Below are 19,289 nucleotides of genomic sequence, written 5' to 3'. Positions count from 1 at the left end.
TCGAACAACGAAAATAAACGACTATCAGGCCGCAAGAAATGGACGGTCGTCGAGTTGAGGTGTCGCGCGTCGCCCGCCCCGGCCAGCTCATGCCGGGCGTAGGCTGATCCGCGTGGATCAAGAAGACCGGATTGCCCTCTTCCTCGACTACGAGAACCTCGCGTTGGGCGCGCGCGACCATCGCGGCGGCGCGGCCTTCGACTTCCGGCCCATCGCCGACGCGCTGGCCGAACGAGGTCGGGTGGTGGTCCGCCGGGCGTACGCCGACTGGTCCTACTTCGACGAGGACCGCCGGATGCTCACCCGGTCCCACGTCGAGCTGATCGAGATCCCGCAGCGGATGGGCGCGTCCCGTAAGAACGCCGCGGACATCAAGATGGCCGTCGACGCCATCGAGTTGGCGTTCGAACGCGACTACATCTCCACCTTCGTGATCTGCAGTGGTGACAGCGACTTCACCCCGCTGGTGCACAAGCTGCGCGAGCTGAACAAGCGGGTCATCGGCGTCGGGGTCGAGGGTTCCACCTCGGGGCTGCTTCCCCCGGCGTGCGACGAGTTCCTGTACTACGACCGCTTGGAGGGTGTGGACATCCCGCCGGCCCGTGGTCGCCGCGCCCGTCCCGCCACCCGGCAGGCCGGTGCGGAGCAACGTCCACCCGAGCCGGAGCGGGAGCACGAGCCGGAGGTGGACCGCCGGCCGGCGGGGGAGGAGCCCGGCCGCGACGTGGACGCCCTCGCCGTACTCGTCGCCCAGTCGGTCGCCGGGTTGCAGGGCAGCGCCAACGGTGAGGTCACCGCGTCCCGGCTCAAGCGCACCCTGCTGCGCAAGGACCCCACCTTCAGCGAGTCCGACTACGGCTTCCGTACCTTCGGCGAACTGCTGCGCCACCTCGCCGAGCGCAACGTGATCGAGCTGGCCGAGGGTCCGGCGAAGGGTGACCCCGAGGTCTCGCTGCCCGAGCACGGCGACCGCGAGGTGGCGTTCGGCCTACTCCGGGGTGTCGTGGCGGACCTGGGTAGCGGCGGCAACCCGGTGGCGTTGTCCGGGTTGAAGAACCAGGTACGCCGGGCTCGCCCCGACTTCAGCGAGAAGAAGCTCGGCTACCGCAGCTTCCTGCAGTTCTGCAAGGCCGCCGCCACCGCCGGCGTACTGGACCTGCGCTGGAGCCCCGAAGCCGACGACTACCTCCTGACAACCCAACCCTGACCGCCTCACCCTCCGCGTGTCTCCCGCCCGGCTCGCGTTGATCAAGAGGTTTGCGTCACCGGGAACGCGATTCGTGACGCGAACCTCTTGATCAACAAGGGCTGGGGGCGGGGGTTGCGGGGAGGGGGCACAGTGGGGCGGGGTTCCTGATTCGCAAGTCAGGAGCGGGATAACCGCCCGTTATGGTTTCGAACCGTCAACGGTTGGGCCGAAATGCGCCTGGAATGTCGCTCTTGCCCCGGTCCGGGCATACCTGCGCCGTACCCTCGGCGCGGGAATTGCTATACGGTCGGCGAATGAAGGTGGAGGAACACTGGTGGAACGGAGACACGACCCCGCGCGGGCGCAGGGACGTGTACATCCGTACTGACGGGCAGGGTTGGGAGGTCCGCGCCCAGATCGGTGGGGCGTCGGGTCGTGAGCGGGTGCAGCAGTGCCCCAGCCGGGCCTCGGCGGCCATCCTCGCCGACGCCTGGCGCGGCACCCACCCATCCTGGCGCGAGCTGAAGCAGCGCTGATCCGGCACCGGGCCGGGTCGGCAACGCTCCCGGGCTCCAGCCCGGCGCGCCCGCCGACCGGCCCGGCGCTCGGTACGTTGGTCCGCCGAAAGCGCACAGCGGTTCACGTTCAACTCCCACGTCACCGCTTCTGAAGCATGACGGAAGCAACGTCGGCCAGAAGCGCCAACGCCCAATCCAGTTGCGAGCAGTTGTCGCGACCGTGGCACTCAAGGCAGCCGCCAGCTCGCCATGGCCTCTCGAGTGCCCGAGTCCAGTGGGTGTCCAATACACGTTCGGCCGTGAACAACTCGGTCGCCGTGGACGCGGGTTCGTCGATCGGCATGATTGGCTCCGTGTCTCCGCCCTCAGGTCGGGTATACGCAGGTCTGCCGGTCGCGCCCGATGGAGGTCCTCATGTCGCACGGTCCCGACGAGGAGAGTCCCAGGATCGACGATGAGGCCCGGGAGGCCGAGCGTCGGCTTGCCAACCTGCCCAAGACGTCGGACGACGCGCTCACCGACGACGACGCCCGGACGCCGGACCAGGCTCCCTCCGAGCAGGACGCCGACTAGGGGCCCGCCCGGCGTTCTGCCGGACAGGCCCCGAGGCGGGTCAGCGCTTCAGCGTGAAGGTGAAGTCCCCGGAGAGCTTGCCGCTCAACCGGAACGCCGAAACAACCTTCCCTTCCGCGATCAGTCGGTCGACCTCGCCCCGCGACAGACCGCAACCCACCGCGATCAGTCGGGTCGGCCGGACCGGGATCCGTGCCGCGTTGCGGACCACGACGTCGATCACGTCGAGGTCCAGGTGCTCCGATCCGCCGGTGTCGAAACGCCAGGCGTTGTCCCAGTCCAGGACGAATCGGTTTCGGTGCTGGACGGCCGGATCCTGGAGCAGTTCGGCGGTCAGGCCCGGGTCGTTGGCATGGAGCCGGTCCAGCAGTTCGGGTGGAATGGAGCGCACGGTCATCCGTTCCAGGACCGTGAGCTTGGCCGTCTCCCCGCACTCGGTGCAGAGCGCGAGAAGCCAGACGTCGAGGATCTTGTGGTTGGCGTTGACCCGGAACTTGCCGCTCGCCCGAAGGCGTTGGGACGCGCACGCGTGGCAACGGCGGCGGACGATGGGTAGGCAGGTGGGCACGACGGCCCAATTCATGAGCACAGAAGTACACCGGTTTCAGTGAGAAGTCCGCAGCAAAAAGGAGCGCGGCGCAACTGCGCGACGCGCGACAGATCAGCTCTTGGGAGGTCTCACAGGGTGTACAACGGCACGTCCTTGCCTAGACGACCTGATTGCGCAGCACGGTAACGGCGCACGGTGGCGCCGCTCCACTGGTTTTCGCGTACGCGTCAGGGAGCCCGGGTGGCGGGAGGTGTCGACCGGTCGGGTGTCCGACCCGGTCAGGCGGTCGGAACCGGCAGCACCACGCCCTCGGCCGCCGACCGGTGGGCCAGCTCGATCAACTCGACGGTGTGGACGGAGTCCCGTGGGTCCACCGGCATCGGCGCGCCGTCGCGCAGCGCAGCCGCCACCTGGGCGTAGAAGCTCTGGTACGCGCCGGGTTCGGTCGGCACCGGCCGCAGGTCACCGTCGACGCCGAGCAGGCCGTAGCGGTCCGACGGGACCTCGCCCCAGCCCGGCTGGTCCGGTCGGCCACCGTCGTGCAGCGCCGCCTCCTGCACGTCCAGCCCGTAGCTGGTGTAGCCGGCCCGGTCGCCCAGCACCCGCAGGCGCGGCCCGAGCTGCGCGGTCACCGCGCCCATCCACAGGTGCGAGTGGACCCCGTTGGCGTGGGTCAACGCCACGAACGCGTCGTCGTCGACGGCCGCGCCCGCGCGGCGGCGGTCCACCTCCGCGTAGACCCGTTCGACACTGCCGAACAACTGCACCGCCTGGTCGACGAGGTGGGCGCCGAGGTCGAAGAGGGCGCCGCCGGCCTCCTCCGGACCGGCGAGCTCCCGCCAGCCCGGCTTGATCGTCGGACGGAACCGCTCGAACCGGGACTCGAAGCGCAGCACCTGCCCCAACTCGCCCTGCTCGACCAGACGGCGGACGGTCAGGAAGTCGCCGTCCCAGCGCCGGTTCTGGAAGACCGTCAGCGGCACCCCCCGCTCGGTCGCCTCGTCGATCAACACGCGGCCCTCCGCGGCGGTCGGGGAGAGGGGCTTGTCGACGACGACCGGCAGACCGGCGGCGATCGCCGCACGCGCCATCGGCACGTGCTGCCGGTTCGGCGTCGCCACCACGACCAGGTCCAGGGCGTCGGGGGTACGCCACAGCTCGTCGGCGTCGTCGACCAGGCGGGCGTCCGGGAAGTGCTGTCGCGCCTGCTCGCGTCGCTGTGGATCGCGGGTCACGATGGCGTCGAGCCGCAGCCCGGGAGTCGCGGCGATCAACGGCGCGTGGAACACCCGGCCCGCCAACCCGTACCCCAGCAGACCAACCCGCAGCGCCTTTGCCATGCCGTGCCCCCGTCTCCCTGGTCGGCGCCCTGACCTGGCGCCGGTACCGCTGAGAAGAATCTACGCCGGGGGCGGTCGGGCCCGATCTCGGCCCGTCAGCTCACCGGGTCGGCGCGCAGGTAGGTGAGAACCGCGAGCACCCGACGGTTGGTGTCGTCGCTGGGGGGCAGGTCGAGCTTCAGCAGGATGTTGCCGACATGCTTGCCGACCGCCGCCTCGCTGACGTGCAGCCGCCCGGCGATCGACGCGTTGGACCGTCCCTCGGCGAGCAGCGCCAACACCTCGCGTTCCCGGGCGGACAGCGCGGCGAGCGGGTCGCGGGGGCGGTGCAGCAGTTGCCGGACCACGTCCGGGTCGATGGCGGTGCCGCCGTCGGCGACCCGGCGCAGCGTGTCGACGAACTCGGTGACCTCGGCGACCCGGTCCTTGAGCAGGTAGCCCACGCGTTGGCCGTCGCCGCTGTCCAGCAGCGCCGCCGCGTACCCGGTCTGCACGTACTGGCTGAGCACCACGACCGGCAGATCAGGTCGCTCGGTGCGCAGCGCCACGGCCGCGCGCAGCCCGTCGTCGCGGTGGCCCGGCGGCATCCGGATGTCGGTCAGCACCAGGTCCGGTTTGTGGTCGCGGGCCGCCGTCAGCAGGTCCGGTGCGGAGCCGACGGCCGCGCACACAGTGAAGTCGAAGCGGGTCAACAGCGCGACCAGACCCTCCCGCAGCAGCACCTCGTCCTCGGCGAGCACCACCCGGGTCACCGACGACATGGCAACTCCACCCGGACCACTGTAGGCCCGCCCGGCGGGCTGGACAGCAGCAGCCGGCCGTCCACGGCGGCGACCCGGTCGGCGAGCCCGGTGAGGCCGGTACCCCGGGCCGGGTCGGCGTCACCGTGGCCGTCGTCGGCCACCTCGACGACGAGATCACCGCCGGCCCGGGTGAGGCGTACGTCGGCACGGGTCGCCCGAGAGTGCCGGGCCACGTTGCCCAGCGCCTCGGAGACCACGAAGTAGGCGGTCGTCTCCACGATCTCCGGCAACTCGTCGCGCAGGTCGGCGTGCACGACGACCGGGATGGTGGCGGCGTCGGCCAGCTCGCGTACGGCCCCGGCCAGGCCCAGATCGGTGAGGCTCTGCGGGCGGATACCGTGCACCAACTGCCGCAGCATCACCATCAGCCCCCGGGCCTGGTCGTGCGCCACGGCGAGTGGTCGGGAGGCGGGGGAGTCCTCGGGTACGTCCAGCCGGGCCAGCCCCAGCTGGAGGGTGAGGCTGGTGAGCCGGGGCTGTGCGCCGTCGTGCAGGTCGCGCTCGATGCGGCGGCGTTCGGCCTCGTACGCGCCGACCAGTCGGGTGCGGGAGCGGGTGACCTCGCGCAGCGCCGCCGCGTCCACCGGGTGGGCCAGCAACCACCGGGCCACGGCTGCCTGGACGGCGGCGAGCAGACCGACGGCGTACCAGAGGACCGGGATCAGCAGCACCCCCACTATCGCGTACGGAATGGCCTCCCCGGTGCTGTCGATCGGCTGCCAGATCACGACCGGCTGGTTGGCGTCGCCGGCCAGCCAGGGGCTGGTGATCATCCCGAGGTCGAGCAGCACCAGCACCAGGAACACCCAGTAGGCGACCGGGGCGAACCCGCCCAGCCAGAACAGGTACGCCACCTCCCGCCAGGTCGCGGCGCTGCGGTAGCGGGCGACCAGGCCCGGCCACGGCGACGGTGCCAGCGGACGGCCGTCGACGAGCCCGACGCGCCACCGTTCGACGACGGCCACCGGGAAGCTCACCAGCGGGGCCAACGCCAACAGGGTGAGGCTGCCGGTCGCCAGGAACAGCATCAGCGCGATGCTCGGCGGTCGGCCGTGCAGGCGGAGGCTGTTGGCGGCGGCCAGCAGGGGCGCGCCGATGACGAGCAGCCCGACACCGAGCACGCCGGCGATCGGCACTGTGGTCACCAGGTAGGCCAGCGCGCGCCAGGGCCACGCGGAGATCAGCCAGCGGCGACGGCGCAGCGCCTCGGCCAGGTGCGAAGGGTGTTCCGTGGTCATGCAGAAGACGCTAATCGGGAGCGACCGGGTGCCCCAGCCGTCCAGATCCACTCTTCGGGGTATGCCCAGCACTACCGGCGAACGGGTGTGCCGGGTCCGAAAACGGGAAGAACGCGCCGTCGCGCGGCCCGCGTGACCTGTGCTGGCGGCGGCTGGAGAGACATGGGTGCCAGAACCTTCGTGGTAGTCGGCGGGACCAGCGGTCTCGGCCTCGCTGTGGCCCGACTGCTCGTCGACGAGCATCAGGTGGTGGTGTTCGGCAACGTTCCGGCCGAGGTCGCCGCCGCGACCGACGAGCTGGGTTGCGACGGCGCCGTCTGCGACATCTCCTCCTACGAGCAGGTCCGCGACGGGTTGGCCGAGGTGGTCGAGCGCTACGGCGTCATCGACGGGGTGGCGGCCTGCGCCTCCATGTGGGCGGGCGGCGACCTGGGGGACCTGTCGGTGGAACACATCCGCCGGGCGGTGGAGATCAACGTTCTGGGCATCACGTACCTGCTGCGGGAGGCGGTGCAGCACCTGCACCGGCAGGGCCACGGCAACGTCGTCTACATCGGCGCGCTGGCCCTGGCGGCCCCCCGGCCCGGCATCCCCGTCTACCGGGCCACCAAGAGCTACGGCAACAGCCTGGTCGACTCGCTGGCCGAGGCCCAGCACAGCAACCGGGTCAAGGTGATGCAGCTGCATCCCGGGCCGATGCCGACGCGGCTACAGGAACGGGTGGGCGCCGAGTTCCTGGACGAGGTGTACGCCATGCCCGAACAGGTCGCCACCGAGGTCGTCCGGTTGCTGCTGCTCGAACCCGACGACCTCTACGTCTCCGGTGAGCGCGTGCTGCGCGCGGACGGGCGGTGGTGACGGCCGCAGCCGGACCCGCCGACCGTCCGGCCTCTGCCTGGGCGCCGCTGCGGACGGCGGTCTACCGCAACCTGTGGCTGGCCCTGCTCGCCGCCAACATCGGCACCTGGATGCAGACCGTCGGCGCGCAGTGGCTGCTGATCAACCACTCCAACGCCTCCACCCTTGTCGCGTTGGTGCAGACCGCCAGTCTGCTGCCGGTGCTGCTGCTGGCGTTGCCCGCCGGGGTGCTGGCCGACAGCTTCGACCGCCGGCACCTGCTGATCGCCGTGCAGCTGTTCCTGGTGGCGGTGGCGGTGGCGTTGACGCTGCTCACCCTGACCGGTCGGATGCCACCGGCGCTGCTGCTGACCCTCACCTTCGCGTTCGGGGTAGGGCAGGCGCTCACCCTGCCGGCCTGGGCGGCGGTGATCCCGGAGCTGGTGCCGCAGGACCAACTGCGGTCGGCGTCCGCGCTCGGCTCGATAAGCGTGAACGTGGCGAGGGCGGTCGGGCCCGCGGTGGCCGGCGTGCTGATCGCCCGTACCGGCGTCGCCCCGGTCTTCGGTATCAACGCGGTCGCTTTCGGGATCTTCGCGTACGCGCTGTGGCGCTGGCGGCCCGCCAACGCGCGCGCGGTCGAGGTGCCGGAGCGGTTCACCGCCGCGTTGCGCGCCGGCAGCCGCTACGTACGCCACTCGCCGACCGTCCGCCGGCTGTTGCGCCGTGCGCTGGTCTTCGTGGTCCCGGCCAGTGCGCTCTGGGCGTTGCTGCCGTTGGTGGCGAGTCGGCGACTGGGGCTGGGCTCCGGCGGGTACGGGGTGCTGCTGGCCGCCCTCGGCGTCGGCGCCATCGCGGGTGGGGTGCTGCTGGCCGTGATCCGCACCCGGCTGTCCGCCAACCAGCTCCTGCTGATCGCCGGGGCGCTGTTCACAGTGGCGCTGACAGTGGTCGGCACCGTGCGGGTGGTGCCGCTGGTGCTGCTGGCCCTGCTGCCCGCCGGGATGGCCTGGGTGACGGTGCTGGCCAACGTCAACGCCGAGATGCAGCTCTTCCTGCCCAGCTGGGTGCGGGCCCGGGGCCTGGCCGTCTACCAGGTGTGCTTCGCCGGTGGGCAGGCCGCCGGCGCGCTGCTCTGGGGTCTGGTGGCCGAGATGGCCGGGTTGCTCCTCGCGTACCTGGCGGCGGCGGCGCTGATGCTCGTCGGCACCCTGACGAGTCGGATCTGGCCGTTGCCGGACCTGCGGTCGGTGGACCGGGAACCGGCGGCCTACTGGCCGCAACTGCACCTGGCGCACGAGCCGGACCCGGGAGTGGGGCCGGTGCTGGTGACCGTGCAGTACACCGTCCGGCCGGAGCGGACCCAACGGTTCCTCGCGGCGATGGACCTGGTGCGTGGCGCGCGGCAACGGACCGGCGCGATGCGCTGGGGGCTGTTCCGCCCGGCCGAGACGGTGGACCGGTTCGTCGAGGTGTATCTCGTGCCGTCCTGGGACGAGCACCTGCGCCAGCACGGCGGCCGGTTGACCGGTGAGGACCGCGCGGCCGAGCAACGGGCCCGGGAACTGACCGACGGGGAGCCGGAGGTCCGACACCTGGTGCCCGCCGCCGCCGGCCCGACGCTGTCCGACGACCGCGAGGCGCTCTGACGCACCCCTTGGCGCGACCACGGACCCCCGGGAGCGGGCCGGCGCGGCCGTACCGCGTACGGCCTCGTTGTTAGGATGGCCGCACCATGGCGAGTGAGCGCAAGGCGACCGCGGACCCGGCCCGCAGCCTGGCCCTTCTCTGGCGCACCCGGGAGCCGACCAGCCGCAGCGCCGGTCCGGCGCTCAGCGTCGACCGGATCGTCCGGGTCGCGATCGACATCGCCGACGCCGAAGGGCTCGACGCGCTGACCATGCGCCGGGTCGGTGAGGCGCTGGGGGTCGGCACGATGTCGGTCTACACCTACGTGCTGGGCAAGGCCGAACTCGTCGCCGTCATGATCGACACCGCGTACGGCGAGATGCCGCGCCCCACCGTCGAGGGCGACTGGCGGACCCGGCTGGAACGGATCGCCCGCGACAATCTGGCTCTCTACCAGCGGCATCCCTGGATGCTGCGGGCCGAGACGACCCGACCGGTGCTCGGCCCGCACCTGATGGCCAAGTACGACTACGAGCTCGGCACGATCGTCGACATCGGGCTCACCGACGTCGAGGTCGACGCGGTGCTCACCCTCGTGCTGGGCCACGTGAAGAGCGCCGCCCGAGCCGCCTCCGAGGTGGTCGACCTGGAGCGCGAGACCGGCATGACCGACGGTCAGTGGTGGCAGTCGCACGCGCCCTGGCTGGAAACCTTCCTGAAGCCCGGCGCCTACCCGACCGCGTCCCGGGTCGGCACCGCGGCCGGCCAGCAGCACGGCGCCGCGTACGGCCCCGAGTACGCGTTCGAGTTCGGTCTGCAACGTGTTCTCGACGGGATCTCGGTGGTGGTCGCCGAGCGGGCGGCCAACCGATAGTCGGCCCGCTTCGGGAACGGCGACGCTAGGGCGGTGCCGCCCGGCGAGCCAGCCGGGCCAGCGAGCGCGCCGACGGGCTGCCCGGCTCGGCGTGATAGACCACCAGCGACTGGGTGGTGCCGCTGATCGTGAGCTTCTCGTAGCGCAGCGCCAACTCGCCCAGCTCCGGGTGCTGGAACACCCGCACCCCGCCGCCCGCACGGGCCGTGACGTCGTGCCGGGCCCACAACCGCCGAAACCGCTCGCTGCCGGCCGTCAGCTCCTCCACCAGCTCGATGAGGCGGGGATCGTCCACCTCGGGGCCGACCTGTGCGCGCAGACCAGCCACCGCGTTGGCCGCGACCGCAGTCAGAGCCGGGTAGAGCGCCGGCACGCTCGGGTCCAGGAAGACCGCGCGCAGCAGGTTCACCCCGGTGGTGAAGATCGGCGCCAGCGCGGTCGCGGCCGGGTTGGCGAACAGCACGTCCAGGTGCCGACCGTGCACGAAGGCGGGCGTCTCGGCCCACGAACCGACCAACTGCCGGATGCCCACCGGCACCCGCTCCGAGGGTCGCGCCACCCGGCGGGCCGGCACCGGCCGGGCCAGACCGTGCAGGTGCGCCGCGGCGTCCGCGTCCAGCATCAGCGCGCGGGCCAGCGCCTCGACCACCTGCGTCGACGGGTGCCGGTCACGCCCCTGCTCCAACCGCAGGTAGTAGTCGGCGCTGATGCCGGCGAGCAGTGCCGCCTCCTCGCGGCGCAGGCCGGGCACCCGCCGACGGCCATGCGCGGGCAGGCCGACGTCACCCGGCCCGATCAGCTCGCGCCGGGCACGCAGGTATTCGCCCAGCGGGCCGGCCGTGCTCACCCGCCCATCGTAGGAGCCGCCACGGACCGCCCAGCCTGGTCCTGCCACTACCAGGAAAAACAGGGAACCGGCTACCGCCTGCCGCCGGGGTGACAGTGTCGGAGTAAGCGTGATCGGGAGACGGGACAGCAATGACAGAGCGCATCACGACCCCCTTCGGTTTCGCCTCGACCGCCGACGAGGTCATCGCCGGGGTGGACCTGAGCGGCAAGCGGGCCATCATCACCGGCGGCGCCGCCGGTATCGGCATCGAGACGGCCCGTTCGCTCGCCGCCGCCGGCGCCGAGGTCGTGCTCGGGGTCCGCCGGGTCGCGGCGGGCGAGCAGGCCGCCGCCGACATCGCGGCCAGCATCGGCGCGGAGCGGGTCACCGTCCGTGCGCTGGACCTGGCCGACCAGACGTCGGTACGCCAGTTCGTCGCCGGCTGGGACCAGCCGCTGCACATCCTTGTCAACAACGCGGGGATCATGGCGCTGCCCGAGCTGGAGCGCACCGCCGAGGGCTGGGAGATGCAGTTCGCCACCAACTTCATGGGGCACTTCGCGTTGACAGTCGGCCTGCACGACGCCCTCGCCGCGGCCGGCGGCGCCCGGGTGGTGTCGGTCAGCTCCAGCGGCAACCTCTTCTCCCCGGTGATCTTCGACGACCTGCACTTCGCGTTCCGGCCGTACGACCCGTTGCTGGCCTACGGGCAGTCCAAGAGCGCCGAGGCCCTGCTCGCCGTGGAAGCCACCCGCCGCTGGGCCGGCGAGGGCATCTACTCCAACGCGCTGAACCCGGGCGCCATCGCGACCGGCCTGCAGAAGCACACCGGTGGGCTCAAGTCGCCCAAGGAGATGCACAAGACCCCGCAACAGGGCGCCGCGACCTCGGTGTTACTCGCGGCGTCCCCGCTGCTGGACGGCGTCGGCGGTCGCTACTTCGAGGACTGCGCCGAGGCCCCGGTCGTCACCGAGCGGCCCGCCGACTACAGCGGCGTGGCCGCGTACGCGGTCGATCCGGGCAACGCCGAGCGGCTCTGGACCGTGGCGTCCGGCCTGATCGCCTGAAGGATGGCGATGGCCGGCGACCAACCGCGACGAGACGACGTGGTGGAGTTGCGGGTGCACGGTGTGTCCGGGGCGGACCCGACGGTCATCCTCGACCAGCCGCAGGTCCGGCAGGTCGCCGGCGACGGCAGCGGAGGCTTCCACCGGTCCGCCGGGTCGGACGGGGTCGGCCCGGACGGGGTGACGCTGGAGGCGTACCGCTGGGGGGACCTGCCCTCGGGCACCGTCGGCCGGACCCTCGCCATGGTTTTCCTCCTGCCGTTCATGCTCAGCAACGTGGCCGTGTGGATGCGCCCGACCGGCCGCCGCCGCGCCGCTGCGGTCAGCGTGCTGTGTCGGCTCCTCGCACTCAACCTCACAGTGCTGTACGTGGTGTCCATCGCCGGAGTCGCCCTCGACCTGCTCGCCTGGCAGTGTCTCGGTGCGGCCCGCTGCCGCCCGCCCTTCGACACCATGGCCGGGCTCGACGGCCGGCACGTCGGGCAGCGACTGGCAGTGCTGGCGTTCCTGCCGATCGCCGCCATTGCGCTCCTGCGCCTGCTCGGCACCCGTCGGTCCGGCCCGGCCGACAACCCACTGTGGGCCGTGGAGCCCCTGGTGCACCGGCTGCGCGCGATCCACGTGGCCGCAGCCCTCGCCGCACTCGATGTCGTGCTGCTCACGGCCCGTCGTGCCAGCGGCGCGACGTTCTCCACGACCCTGCTGCTGGCGCTCAGCGCGGCGGTGTTGCTGACCTGCGTCGGTCTGCTCGCCGCTCCGGGACTGATCGACCGGGCGGCTACCGCGCGAACTGCCACCTGGACCGCCCGCACGGCGGGCGTCGTGGCGGCCGTCCTGAGCGTGGTGACCCTCGCCACGGTGGCGAGCGACCGGCGCGACTGGTCGTCGGCGACCGGGCTTCCCGGCTACGACGGGCTCGCGGCTGTGGCGCTGTTCGGCCAGATGATGTTGCTGGTGCTGCTCAGCGCGGTGGTGCTGTGGCAGCGCGGTCGGGTGGGCGGCCGGTCCGCGCTGCCGGGTGGCCTGGGCGCGGCGGTCCTCGCCGCCATCGCGGTCGGCCTGACCGGCGCGCTCTCCGCCGGTCTCGTCTACCAGACGGGGGAGTTGCTCGGTGGCTACCGCGGTGACGGTGGGCCACCGTCGCCGTACCGCTGGACGCTGCTGGCGTTCTTCCTGCACGTGGTCGCGGCGGTGCTGGTGTGTGGCGCGTTGACGGTCGTGTCGCGGCGGCGCCGGCGGCGTGCGGCGGCGGCGATCACCGCCCGTGACTTTCCGGTCGTGCCACCGGAGGCGGTCGGGCGGCTACGGCTGGCCACGAAGACGATCGCCCGGGCTCGGTTCACCGAGTGGTTGGGCCTGCTGGCCGCCGCGTACGCGGTGCTCGCGGTGGTCGGACTGGCCACGAGTCTGGTGGGGCGTACCGGGCGCGAACCGGAGGAGTTGACCCGGCAACTGCTCGGGCTGCCGGCCGGCGCCGTCCAGATGGGGCTCAGCGGGGGCAGTTTTCTCCTCGCCGCGTTGCTGCTCACGCTGGTGGCCGGCGGCGTGTTCGCCTACCGGACCGCGTGGTTCCGCCGGCACGTCGGCATCCTGTGGGACCTGGGCACCTTCTGGCCCCGGGCCGCGCACCCGTTCGCACCACCGAGCTACGCCGACCGCGCGGTGCCGGAACTGGCCGACCGGATCAGCCAACTGGCCGAACGGCACGTCGGTGTGTTGCTCTGCGGGCACAGCCACGGCTCCGCGCTGCTCGCTCTCGCGGTGCTGCGGCTGCCCCCGCGCGTACGTCAACGGGTCGCGCTGCTCACCTACGGGTCGCCGCTGGACCGCCTGTACGCACGGCTCTTTCCGGCCTACCTCAACGAGGAGGTGCTGCGTGAGGTGGGGGAGCGGGTCGAGTGGCGGTGGCTCAACCTCTGGCGGGACACCGACCCGGTCGGCGGCTGGATCTTCGCCGCGCACCGCCCAGGCGATCCACCCCCGGACCCGGCCGATCCGGCGGGCCAGGTCGACAGGCGGTTGCGGGACCCACCGAACCTGCTGCCCGCGCCGGGGGAGCGGTCTGCGCCGCCGCTGCGGGGGCACCATCCGGGCGAGACCGACCCCGAGTTCCGGGCGGCGGTGCGCCAACTCTCCGAACGCCTTCGTGGCGCTGGCTGAGCCTGCCGGCAGTGGGCCGGGCGGTGCGGGACACCACTGTGGTCAACGGTCCAACCCGGGAATCCGGTCGGACTCCGCCACCGTCGCACGGACCTTGCGCAGCGTGGCGTCTGGGGCGCGGATCGCAGCGCGCCAGCGGTCCAGCGTCCGGGTGAGCACCCGGACCACGAACTGCAACTGGTTGACCTGCTCGCGGAGCATGCCCAGCTCGGACCGGGCGCTGAACGCCTCGCCCTCCAACTGGGTGATCCGTGTCTGCAACGGCTGCACGAGCGTGAGGGCGGCCTCGGTGAGCGTGTCGGCGGCATCGGCCTTGAACTTGCCGCGCTGCACCACGACGGTGGCGATGGCGGCCAAGCCGGTGCCTCCGCCGAGGATGCCGAGCACGCTGAGCGCCACCTGCACCCAGTGCGGTGCAGCCGGTGCGGGTGCGGTAATCACGTGACACCTGCCTGCAACTGTTCGTAGGTCACAAATTCGCACGCTCGGGCCAGGCGACGCAGATCGATGGCGATCTGCGCGGCCCGCCAGAGCGACCCGACCGTCACCGCTGTCACGAACGACGTGGCGACGATGGAATTTCGACCCGACATGACCAACAGGGCTACCGAGTACATGCCGGTGAGCGTGCCGAGCACCAGTACCGACGCGAGTTCGAGGCCGAGCCCGGTGGAGAGCCGGCCGGGCCAGAGGATGCCCAGTAGTCCACCCACGCCCACCGCGATCAGACCCAACTCCCAGGCGACCTGGATGGGATGCGGCATCGACGTCTGTACGGACGTCGGCCGGACGTTGAGGGCCATCATGAGAATGCCGCAGAGCGGTGCGGCGGCCAGGACAGCTATCTCGTACGGTTGGTGGCGGGATCGGATTCGTAGGTTTCCCACGGCAACTCCTTGGTCGAGGACCGGCGTCCGGCAGCGGCCGGTGGGCCAGTGCCGTTCGGTGGGTCGCGACTGTGGAGCTGCGGTCCGTGCGGCGGAGCCCAGTGGTGCGGTGCCTGTGGACGGTCGTTGGGCGAGAAGATGGAGCGACGCGACGTCGTTGGCTGCCGGTATCTGCCTGTGTATCACCGATGACCGGTTTCCGTCCACCTCGTGTAACGTGGCATTACCGCAGGTCAGAGCCCATTCGTGACCGGTTTTCGAGGCGTGGGGCGGGGTGGGACGCGGCGACCCGGCCGCACGGCCACCCGGTGACAAGGAGTGTCGGATATCTTGCCCAGGGTGACAGTGGTGGCCGGGTCGCCGATCGATCAACGGACGAGCAGGGCGCGCAACGCCCGGAGCACCTCCGCCGGGGCCTCCTCCGCCATGAAGTGTCCGCAGGTCACTGTCTGGTGGTCCAAGCTCGGCGCCCAGGCCCGCCACACCGCCGCCGCGTCGTAGCCCAGCGCCGCGCCCCAGTCCTGCTGGAGCACCGTCACCGGCATCCGCAGCCGGTTGCCGGCCGCCCGGTCAGCGGCGTCGTGGGTCACGTCGATCCCGGCGGATGCCCGATAGTCGGCGACGATCGAGGGAACGGCGTCGCGGGACGCGCGCAGGTACGCGGCCCGCACCGCCGCCGGCAGGGCGCCCGGATCACGGGTCCAGACGTCCAGGAAGTGACCGAAGAAGGCGTCCGGGCTGCCGGCGATCAGCTCTTCGGGCAGGCCGGGCGGCTGCGCCATCAGATAGAGGTGAAATGCCACAGCGGCGCTGGCACCGTGCAGCACGTCCCACATGTCCAGCGTGGGTAGCACGTCGAGCAGGGCCAGCTGACTGATCGCCGCCGGATGGTCGAGGCCGGCGCGGAACGCGACCAGGGCACCCCGGTCGTGCCCGGCCAAGGCGAACCGATCGTGACCGAGCGCGCCGGCCAGCGCCACGATGTCGGCGGCCATGGTCCGCTTGGCGTACTCCGTGCCGTCGGTGTCGAGGGGCTTGTCGCTGTCGCCGTAGCCGCGCAGGTCGGGGCAGATGACAGTGTGGTCGGCGGCCAGATCGGCGGCGACGTGCCGCCACATGAGGTGGGTCTGCGGAAAGCCGTGCAACAGCACGATCGCCGGGCCGGAACCGCCCACGGCGGCGTTGAGCGTCACCCCGTCGGCGACGGTGACACGTCGGTAGTCGAATCCGTTGATCTTCGGGTCCACGGGGAACCTTCCTGGTGAGCAGTGCCGGCGGAGGGCGGTGGCCCGTCGCCGTCGTACCTCACCGAGCCTGCCCGGCGGTGATCAGCAGCCGGTCAGCGTCGGATCAGTGCCGGTCGGGCCACGGGCCTAGATTGGTGCCATGACCAGGCAGCTCCCGGCGCCCGTCGCGGTGACCTTCGGCGTACTCGGGCCGGTGACCGCCGCGACCGAGCGCGGCCCGGTCCCCCTGCGGGGACACCGGCAGCGCCTGGTGCTGGGCCGGCTGTTGATCGCCCACGGTCGGGTGGTGCCGGTGGATCGTCTCGTCGACGACCTGTGGGAGGTCGCACCGGACGGCGCGGTCGGCGCGATCCGGACCTTCGTGGCCGACCTGCGCCGGGCCCTGGAACCCGACCGGCCACCCCGCCAGGCACCCCGGATCCTGGTCACCGAGCCGCCCGGGTACGCGCTGAAGGCCGCCCCGGACGCTGTGGACGCCGGACAGTTCGAGGCGGCCGTCGGCGAGGCGGCCCGGCTGCTGGCGGCCGGGCGTCCCGCGCCGGCCCTGGCCGCGCTCGAGTCGGCGCTCGGGCTCTGGCGCGGGCCCGCGTACGCCGACTGCGCCAACGAGTCCTGGGCGGTCGCGGAGATCAACCGGCTGGACGAGCTGCGGATGCTGGCCGTCGAGCGGCGGGCGGAGGCGCTCCTGGCGGTGGGCCGACCGGACGAGGCCGCCGCGGACCTACCGGCACACCTGGCCAGTCATCCGCTGCGCGAGGACGCCTGGCGGCTGCTCGCGACGGCCCGGTACCGCGCCGGCCGGCAGGGCGACGCGCTGGCCGCACTGCGAGAGGCCCGCCACGTCCTGGTCACCGAGCTGGGCGTGGACCCGGGGCCCGAGCTGCGACGACTGGAAGCCGACATCCTGGCCCAGGCGCCGCACCTCGCCCCGGCCGCCACCCCCGGGCTCGGGGAACCCGTTCGCCCCGTCCAGGCCGAGCAGCGCCCCTTCGTCGGCCGCGACGCGGAGCTGGAGCGGCTGCGACACTCCGCCGAGGCCGCGTCCCGCCGCCGCCAGCCCACGCTCGCCCTGCTCAGCGGCGATCCGGGCGCCGGCAAGACGGCGCTTGCCGAGGCCCTGACCCGGCGACTCGCCGCCGAGGGCTGGACCACGGCGTGGGGACACAGCCCGGAGTACGAGGGCGCCCCACCAGCCTGGCCGTGGACCCAGATCACCGACACGCTCGCCGGGCCCACCGCGCCCGTCGTCGCCCCCGCCGCGCCGGAGGACCGCTCGGCCGACGGTTCGGCTGACCCCGCCACCGTGCGGTTCCGTCGACACCGCGCGGTGGCCTCGCTGATCTCGACGGTCGCCGACCGCGAGCCGGTCCTGCTGGTCCTCGACGACCTGCACCGCGCCGACGGCGACACCCTGGACCTGCTGACCGCACTGCTCACCGGCCCGCAGCCGGTCAGCGGGACGGTGCTGATCCTCGGCACCTACCGGGCCACCGAGATCAGCCCGGAGCTGACCGCCGCCCTGGCCCGCGCCGCCCGGCTGGAGCCGGCCCGGGAGTATCTCGCCGGCCTGCCCGCGTCGGCGACCGGTGAGCTGGCCGGCGCCATCGTCGGGGCGGAACTGGAGCCGGCCACCGCCCGGTCGATCCACCAGCGCAGCGGCGGTAACCCGTTCTTCGTCCGCGAGCTGGCCCAGCTCTACGCGAGCACGGGGCCGGCGGGGCTGTCCGCCGTGCCGCCCGGGGTACGCGACGTGATCCGGCACCGGTTGGCGCAGCTACCCGCTTCGACCCGTACCGTGCTGCGGCAGGCGGCAGTGCTCGGTCGGGACCTCGACCCGGACATGCTGGGCACGTTGGCCGGTGACCCGACGACAGCGCTGGACTCCGTGGACCGCGCCCTGACGGCCGGGTTCCTCACCGAACGGGAGTCCGACGGGCGGCTGCGCTTCACCCACATCCTGGTCCGCGACACGCTCTACGCCGACCTGTCCGCACCACGCCGCGCCGCCTGGCACGCGGCCGTCGCCGAGGCGCTGCGACAGCGGGAACCCGTCGAGCCGGCGGCTCTCGCGTACCACCTGCTGCGCGCCGGCGGGCCGGTCCACGCCGCCGAGGCGTCGACGTACTCCCAGGTGGCGGCCGAGCGGGCCGAACGGGGCGGCAACCCGCACGAGGCGGCCCGTCTGTGGGGCCAGGCGATCGAGGCGTACGACAGGGCCGGCGGGGTCGAGCCGCGTGGGCGGGTGGCAGCGCTGCTCGGCCTGGGGCGGGCGCTGGCCGTGACGGGCCGACTGGCCGAGGCGCGACTACGGCGTGCCGAGGCGATCACCGTCGCCGAGTCCACCGGCGACCCCCTGCTGATCCAGGAGGCCCTGGCGGGCTTCGACGTGCCCGCCAGTTGGACGCGCAACGACGACGACCTGCTCTCCGGGCACATCGTCCGCGCCGCCGAACACGCCCTGACCGCGCTCGGCCCGACCGGCTCGGCACAGCGCAGCCGGCTGCTGAGCACCCTCGCGCTGGAGCTACGCGGCACCACCACCGATCGTGGCCGTCGCGCCGCCGCCGAGGCCGAGACGATCGCCCGCGACATCGGCGATCCCGGGCTGGTGGCCTTCGCGCTCAACGCCCGCTTCATGCACGCCTTCCACCGCGTCGGTCTGGCCGACACGCGGGCCCGGATCGGCCTCGAACTGGTCGAGCTGGCCGCCCGGCACCACCTGGTGACCTTCGAGGTGCTCGGCCACCTCGTCCTGCTCCAGGCCAACTGTGCGCTGGCCGACCGGCCCGCCGCCGACGCGCACGCCCGTGCCGCCGACCGCCTCGCCGAACGGTACGAGCTGCCGTTGGTCGGTGTCCTCACCCGGTGGTACGCCGCGCTGCGCCTGGCGTTGGGCGGCGACCGGGACGCCGCGGCGACCGCCTACCGTGCTGCCGCCGAAGAACTGCCCGCCGACGGTATGCCGGGACTGGCCCAGGGGTTGCTGCCGCTCGCCCTGCTCGGCCTGCGGCTGGCTGACGCCGTCAGCGACGCCCCGCCGGCAGGTGACGCCGGGCTGGTTCCCGTTCGGCGACCGATTGTCGGGCCGGACGACGAGGACTGGGCGCGGCTGGACTGGGGCCCGCACGAGCCCTGGGTCCGACCACTGCTGCTCGCCGCTGCCGGCGACCGCGGTGGCACCCGGGCGGCGCTGCGGGCCCTGCCGGACGGGCCGCACGACCTGCTGCGAGAGGTGCGGCTGTGCCTCACCGCTCGGGCAGCGCTGGCCATTGACGACCGGTCCACCATGGAACGCGTCGCCGCCGCGCTCCGCCCGGCCGCCACCGAACTGGCCGCCGGGAGTGGAGTGGTCACCGTCGGCCCGGTAGCCGGGCACCTCGCGGATCTGGCCGCTGCTCTGGGCCGCGACGATGAAGCCGCCGAGCACCGCCGGATCGCTCGCGCGCTCACCGCGCGTGTCCGCGCCGGCGACCCGACCTGAGCGTCGTCAGCCAGGGCATGCTGCGCTGACGCCGAGCGGATGTGCGCGGTGGGCAGCACCGTTGGTG

Annotated in this window: 17 protein-coding genes; 9 read left to right on the top strand and 8 right to left on the bottom strand. The window is 72.6% G+C overall.

Annotation, left to right across the window (positions count from 1 at the left end; all coding sequences use genetic code 11):
• The first annotated feature begins 112 nt into the window (after nucleotides 1–112).
• From NIE111_RS22915 to NIE111_RS22905, 3 genes are all read left to right on the top strand, one after another.
• Complete coding sequence (locus tag NIE111_RS22915; RefSeq protein ID WP_238686333.1) at nucleotides 113–1,207, top strand: PIN domain-containing protein; 1,095 nt, start codon at nucleotides 113–115, stop codon at nucleotides 1,205–1,207.
• 296 nt (nucleotides 1,208–1,503) lie between these two features.
• Nucleotides 1,504–1,725, top strand: coding sequence for a hypothetical protein (locus NIE111_RS22910; protein WP_030335934.1), 222 nt, complete (start codon nucleotides 1,504–1,506; stop codon nucleotides 1,723–1,725).
• 396 nt (nucleotides 1,726–2,121) lie between these two features.
• Nucleotides 2,122–2,280, top strand: a complete 159-nt coding sequence (locus NIE111_RS22905) for a hypothetical protein (RefSeq protein WP_238686332.1) — start codon at nucleotides 2,122–2,124, stop codon at nucleotides 2,278–2,280.
• A 40-nt stretch (nucleotides 2,281–2,320) separates the two neighbouring features.
• On the opposite strand, the gene NIE111_RS22900 is transcribed toward NIE111_RS22905, so the two are convergent.
• From NIE111_RS22900 to NIE111_RS22885, 4 genes are all read right to left on the bottom strand, one after another.
• A complete protein-coding gene (locus NIE111_RS22900; protein ID WP_238686331.1) occupies nucleotides 2,321–2,863 on the bottom strand; it encodes a DUF1062 domain-containing protein in 543 nt (180 codons plus the stop codon).
• Between the two features lie 245 nt (nucleotides 2,864–3,108).
• A complete protein-coding gene (locus NIE111_RS22895; protein ID WP_238686330.1) occupies nucleotides 3,109–4,170 on the bottom strand; it encodes a Gfo/Idh/MocA family oxidoreductase in 1,062 nt (353 codons plus the stop codon).
• A 95-nt stretch (nucleotides 4,171–4,265) separates the two neighbouring features.
• Nucleotides 4,266–4,931, bottom strand: a complete 666-nt coding sequence (locus tag NIE111_RS22890) for a response regulator transcription factor (protein ID WP_238686329.1) — start codon at nucleotides 4,929–4,931, stop codon at nucleotides 4,266–4,268.
• Nucleotides 4,919–6,211, bottom strand: coding sequence for a sensor histidine kinase (locus tag NIE111_RS22885; RefSeq protein WP_238686328.1), 1,293 nt, complete (start codon nucleotides 6,209–6,211; stop codon nucleotides 4,919–4,921). The genes NIE111_RS22890 and NIE111_RS22885 overlap by 13 nt, the downstream gene beginning before the upstream one ends.
• Nucleotides 6,212–6,373: 162 nt before the next feature.
• Between NIE111_RS22885 and NIE111_RS22880 the strand changes: the two genes are divergently transcribed.
• From NIE111_RS22880 to NIE111_RS22870, 3 genes are all read left to right on the top strand, one after another.
• On the top strand, nucleotides 6,374–7,069 hold the full coding sequence (locus NIE111_RS22880; protein WP_238686327.1) for an SDR family NAD(P)-dependent oxidoreductase: 696 nt from the start codon (nucleotides 6,374–6,376) through the stop codon (nucleotides 7,067–7,069).
• Nucleotides 7,063–8,697: an MFS transporter gene (locus NIE111_RS22875; RefSeq protein ID WP_238686326.1), complete on the top strand. Its 1,635-nt coding sequence runs from the start codon at nucleotides 7,063–7,065 to the stop codon at nucleotides 8,695–8,697. Before NIE111_RS22880 ends, NIE111_RS22875 begins: the two co-directional genes overlap by 7 nt.
• 86 nt (nucleotides 8,698–8,783) lie before the next feature.
• Complete coding sequence (locus NIE111_RS22870) at nucleotides 8,784–9,551, top strand: TetR/AcrR family transcriptional regulator (protein WP_238686325.1); 768 nt, start codon at nucleotides 8,784–8,786, stop codon at nucleotides 9,549–9,551.
• A 25-nt stretch (nucleotides 9,552–9,576) separates the two neighbouring features.
• Here NIE111_RS22870 and NIE111_RS22865 read toward each other — a convergent pair whose 3' ends face one another.
• The gene (locus NIE111_RS22865; protein WP_238686324.1) at nucleotides 9,577–10,398 is read right to left on the bottom strand and encodes a helix-turn-helix domain-containing protein; all 822 of its coding nucleotides are present in this window, start codon (nucleotides 10,396–10,398) and stop codon (nucleotides 9,577–9,579) included.
• Nucleotides 10,399–10,529: 131 nt separating this feature from the next.
• Between NIE111_RS22865 and NIE111_RS22860 the strand changes: the two genes are divergently transcribed.
• Nucleotides 10,530–11,447, top strand: coding sequence for an SDR family NAD(P)-dependent oxidoreductase (locus tag NIE111_RS22860; RefSeq protein ID WP_238686323.1), 918 nt, complete (start codon nucleotides 10,530–10,532; stop codon nucleotides 11,445–11,447).
• 9 nt (nucleotides 11,448–11,456) lie between these two features.
• Entirely contained in the window at nucleotides 11,457–13,607 is a 2,151-nt protein-coding gene (locus NIE111_RS22855) for a hypothetical protein (protein ID WP_238686322.1), read from the top strand.
• Nucleotides 13,608–13,649: 42 nt separating this feature from the next.
• Here the strand turns inward: NIE111_RS22855 and NIE111_RS22850 are convergent, their stop codons facing one another.
• From NIE111_RS22850 to NIE111_RS22840, 3 genes are all read right to left on the bottom strand, one after another.
• A complete protein-coding gene (locus tag NIE111_RS22850; RefSeq protein ID WP_238686321.1) occupies nucleotides 13,650–14,048 on the bottom strand; it encodes a hypothetical protein in 399 nt (132 codons plus the stop codon).
• Nucleotides 14,045–14,494 (bottom strand): hypothetical protein, encoded by a 450-nt coding sequence (locus NIE111_RS22845; RefSeq protein WP_238686320.1) that lies wholly within the window; start codon nucleotides 14,492–14,494, stop codon nucleotides 14,045–14,047. Before NIE111_RS22845 ends, NIE111_RS22850 begins: the two co-directional genes overlap by 4 nt.
• 368 nt (nucleotides 14,495–14,862) lie before the next feature.
• Nucleotides 14,863–15,741 carry an alpha/beta fold hydrolase gene (locus NIE111_RS22840; protein WP_238686319.1) on the bottom strand — a complete coding sequence of 293 codons (879 nt, stop codon included), beginning with the start codon at nucleotides 15,739–15,741 and terminating at the stop codon, nucleotides 14,863–14,865.
• 139 nt (nucleotides 15,742–15,880) lie between these two features.
• Between NIE111_RS22840 and NIE111_RS22835 the strand changes: the two genes are divergently transcribed.
• On the top strand, nucleotides 15,881–19,222 hold the full coding sequence (locus NIE111_RS22835; RefSeq protein ID WP_238686318.1) for an ATP-binding protein: 3,342 nt from the start codon (nucleotides 15,881–15,883) through the stop codon (nucleotides 19,220–19,222).
• The last annotated feature ends 67 nt before the right edge of the window (nucleotides 19,223–19,289 follow it).

The organism is Micromonospora hortensis (assembly GCF_022230935.1).
Taxonomy (GTDB): Bacteria; Actinomycetota; Actinomycetes; order Mycobacteriales; family Micromonosporaceae; genus Micromonospora; species Micromonospora hortensis.
Note: the sequence above shows the minus strand (reverse complement) of the source record. Positions and strands in the feature narration are given on the sequence as shown.

What these genes read in the sequence shown, in the direction of transcription:
- NIE111_RS22890 (WP_238686329.1), bottom strand. Translation starts at nt 4,931, where the DNA reads ATGTCGTCGGTGACCCGGGTGGTGCTCGCCGAGGACGAGGTGCTGCTG.
- NIE111_RS22900 (WP_238686331.1), bottom strand. Translation starts at nt 2,863, where the DNA reads ATGAATTGGGCCGTCGTGCCCACCTGCCTACCCATCGTCCGCCGCCGT.
- NIE111_RS22905 (WP_238686332.1), top strand. Translation starts at nt 2,122, where the DNA reads ATGTCGCACGGTCCCGACGAGGAGAGTCCCAGGATCGACGATGAGGCC.
- NIE111_RS22870 (WP_238686325.1), top strand. Translation starts at nt 8,784, where the DNA reads ATGGCGAGTGAGCGCAAGGCGACCGCGGACCCGGCCCGCAGCCTGGCC.
- NIE111_RS22855 (WP_238686322.1), top strand. Translation starts at nt 11,457, where the DNA reads ATGGCCGGCGACCAACCGCGACGAGACGACGTGGTGGAGTTGCGGGTG.
- NIE111_RS22860 (WP_238686323.1), top strand. Translation starts at nt 10,530, where the DNA reads ATGACAGAGCGCATCACGACCCCCTTCGGTTTCGCCTCGACCGCCGAC.
- NIE111_RS22910 (WP_030335934.1), top strand. Translation starts at nt 1,504, where the DNA reads ATGAAGGTGGAGGAACACTGGTGGAACGGAGACACGACCCCGCGCGGG.
- NIE111_RS22880 (WP_238686327.1), top strand. Translation starts at nt 6,374, where the DNA reads ATGGGTGCCAGAACCTTCGTGGTAGTCGGCGGGACCAGCGGTCTCGGC.
- NIE111_RS22835 (WP_238686318.1), top strand. Translation starts at nt 15,881, where the DNA reads ATGACCAGGCAGCTCCCGGCGCCCGTCGCGGTGACCTTCGGCGTACTC.
- NIE111_RS22885 (WP_238686328.1), bottom strand. Translation starts at nt 6,211, where the DNA reads ATGACCACGGAACACCCTTCGCACCTGGCCGAGGCGCTGCGCCGTCGC.
- NIE111_RS22895 (WP_238686330.1), bottom strand. Translation starts at nt 4,170, where the DNA reads ATGGCAAAGGCGCTGCGGGTTGGTCTGCTGGGGTACGGGTTGGCGGGC.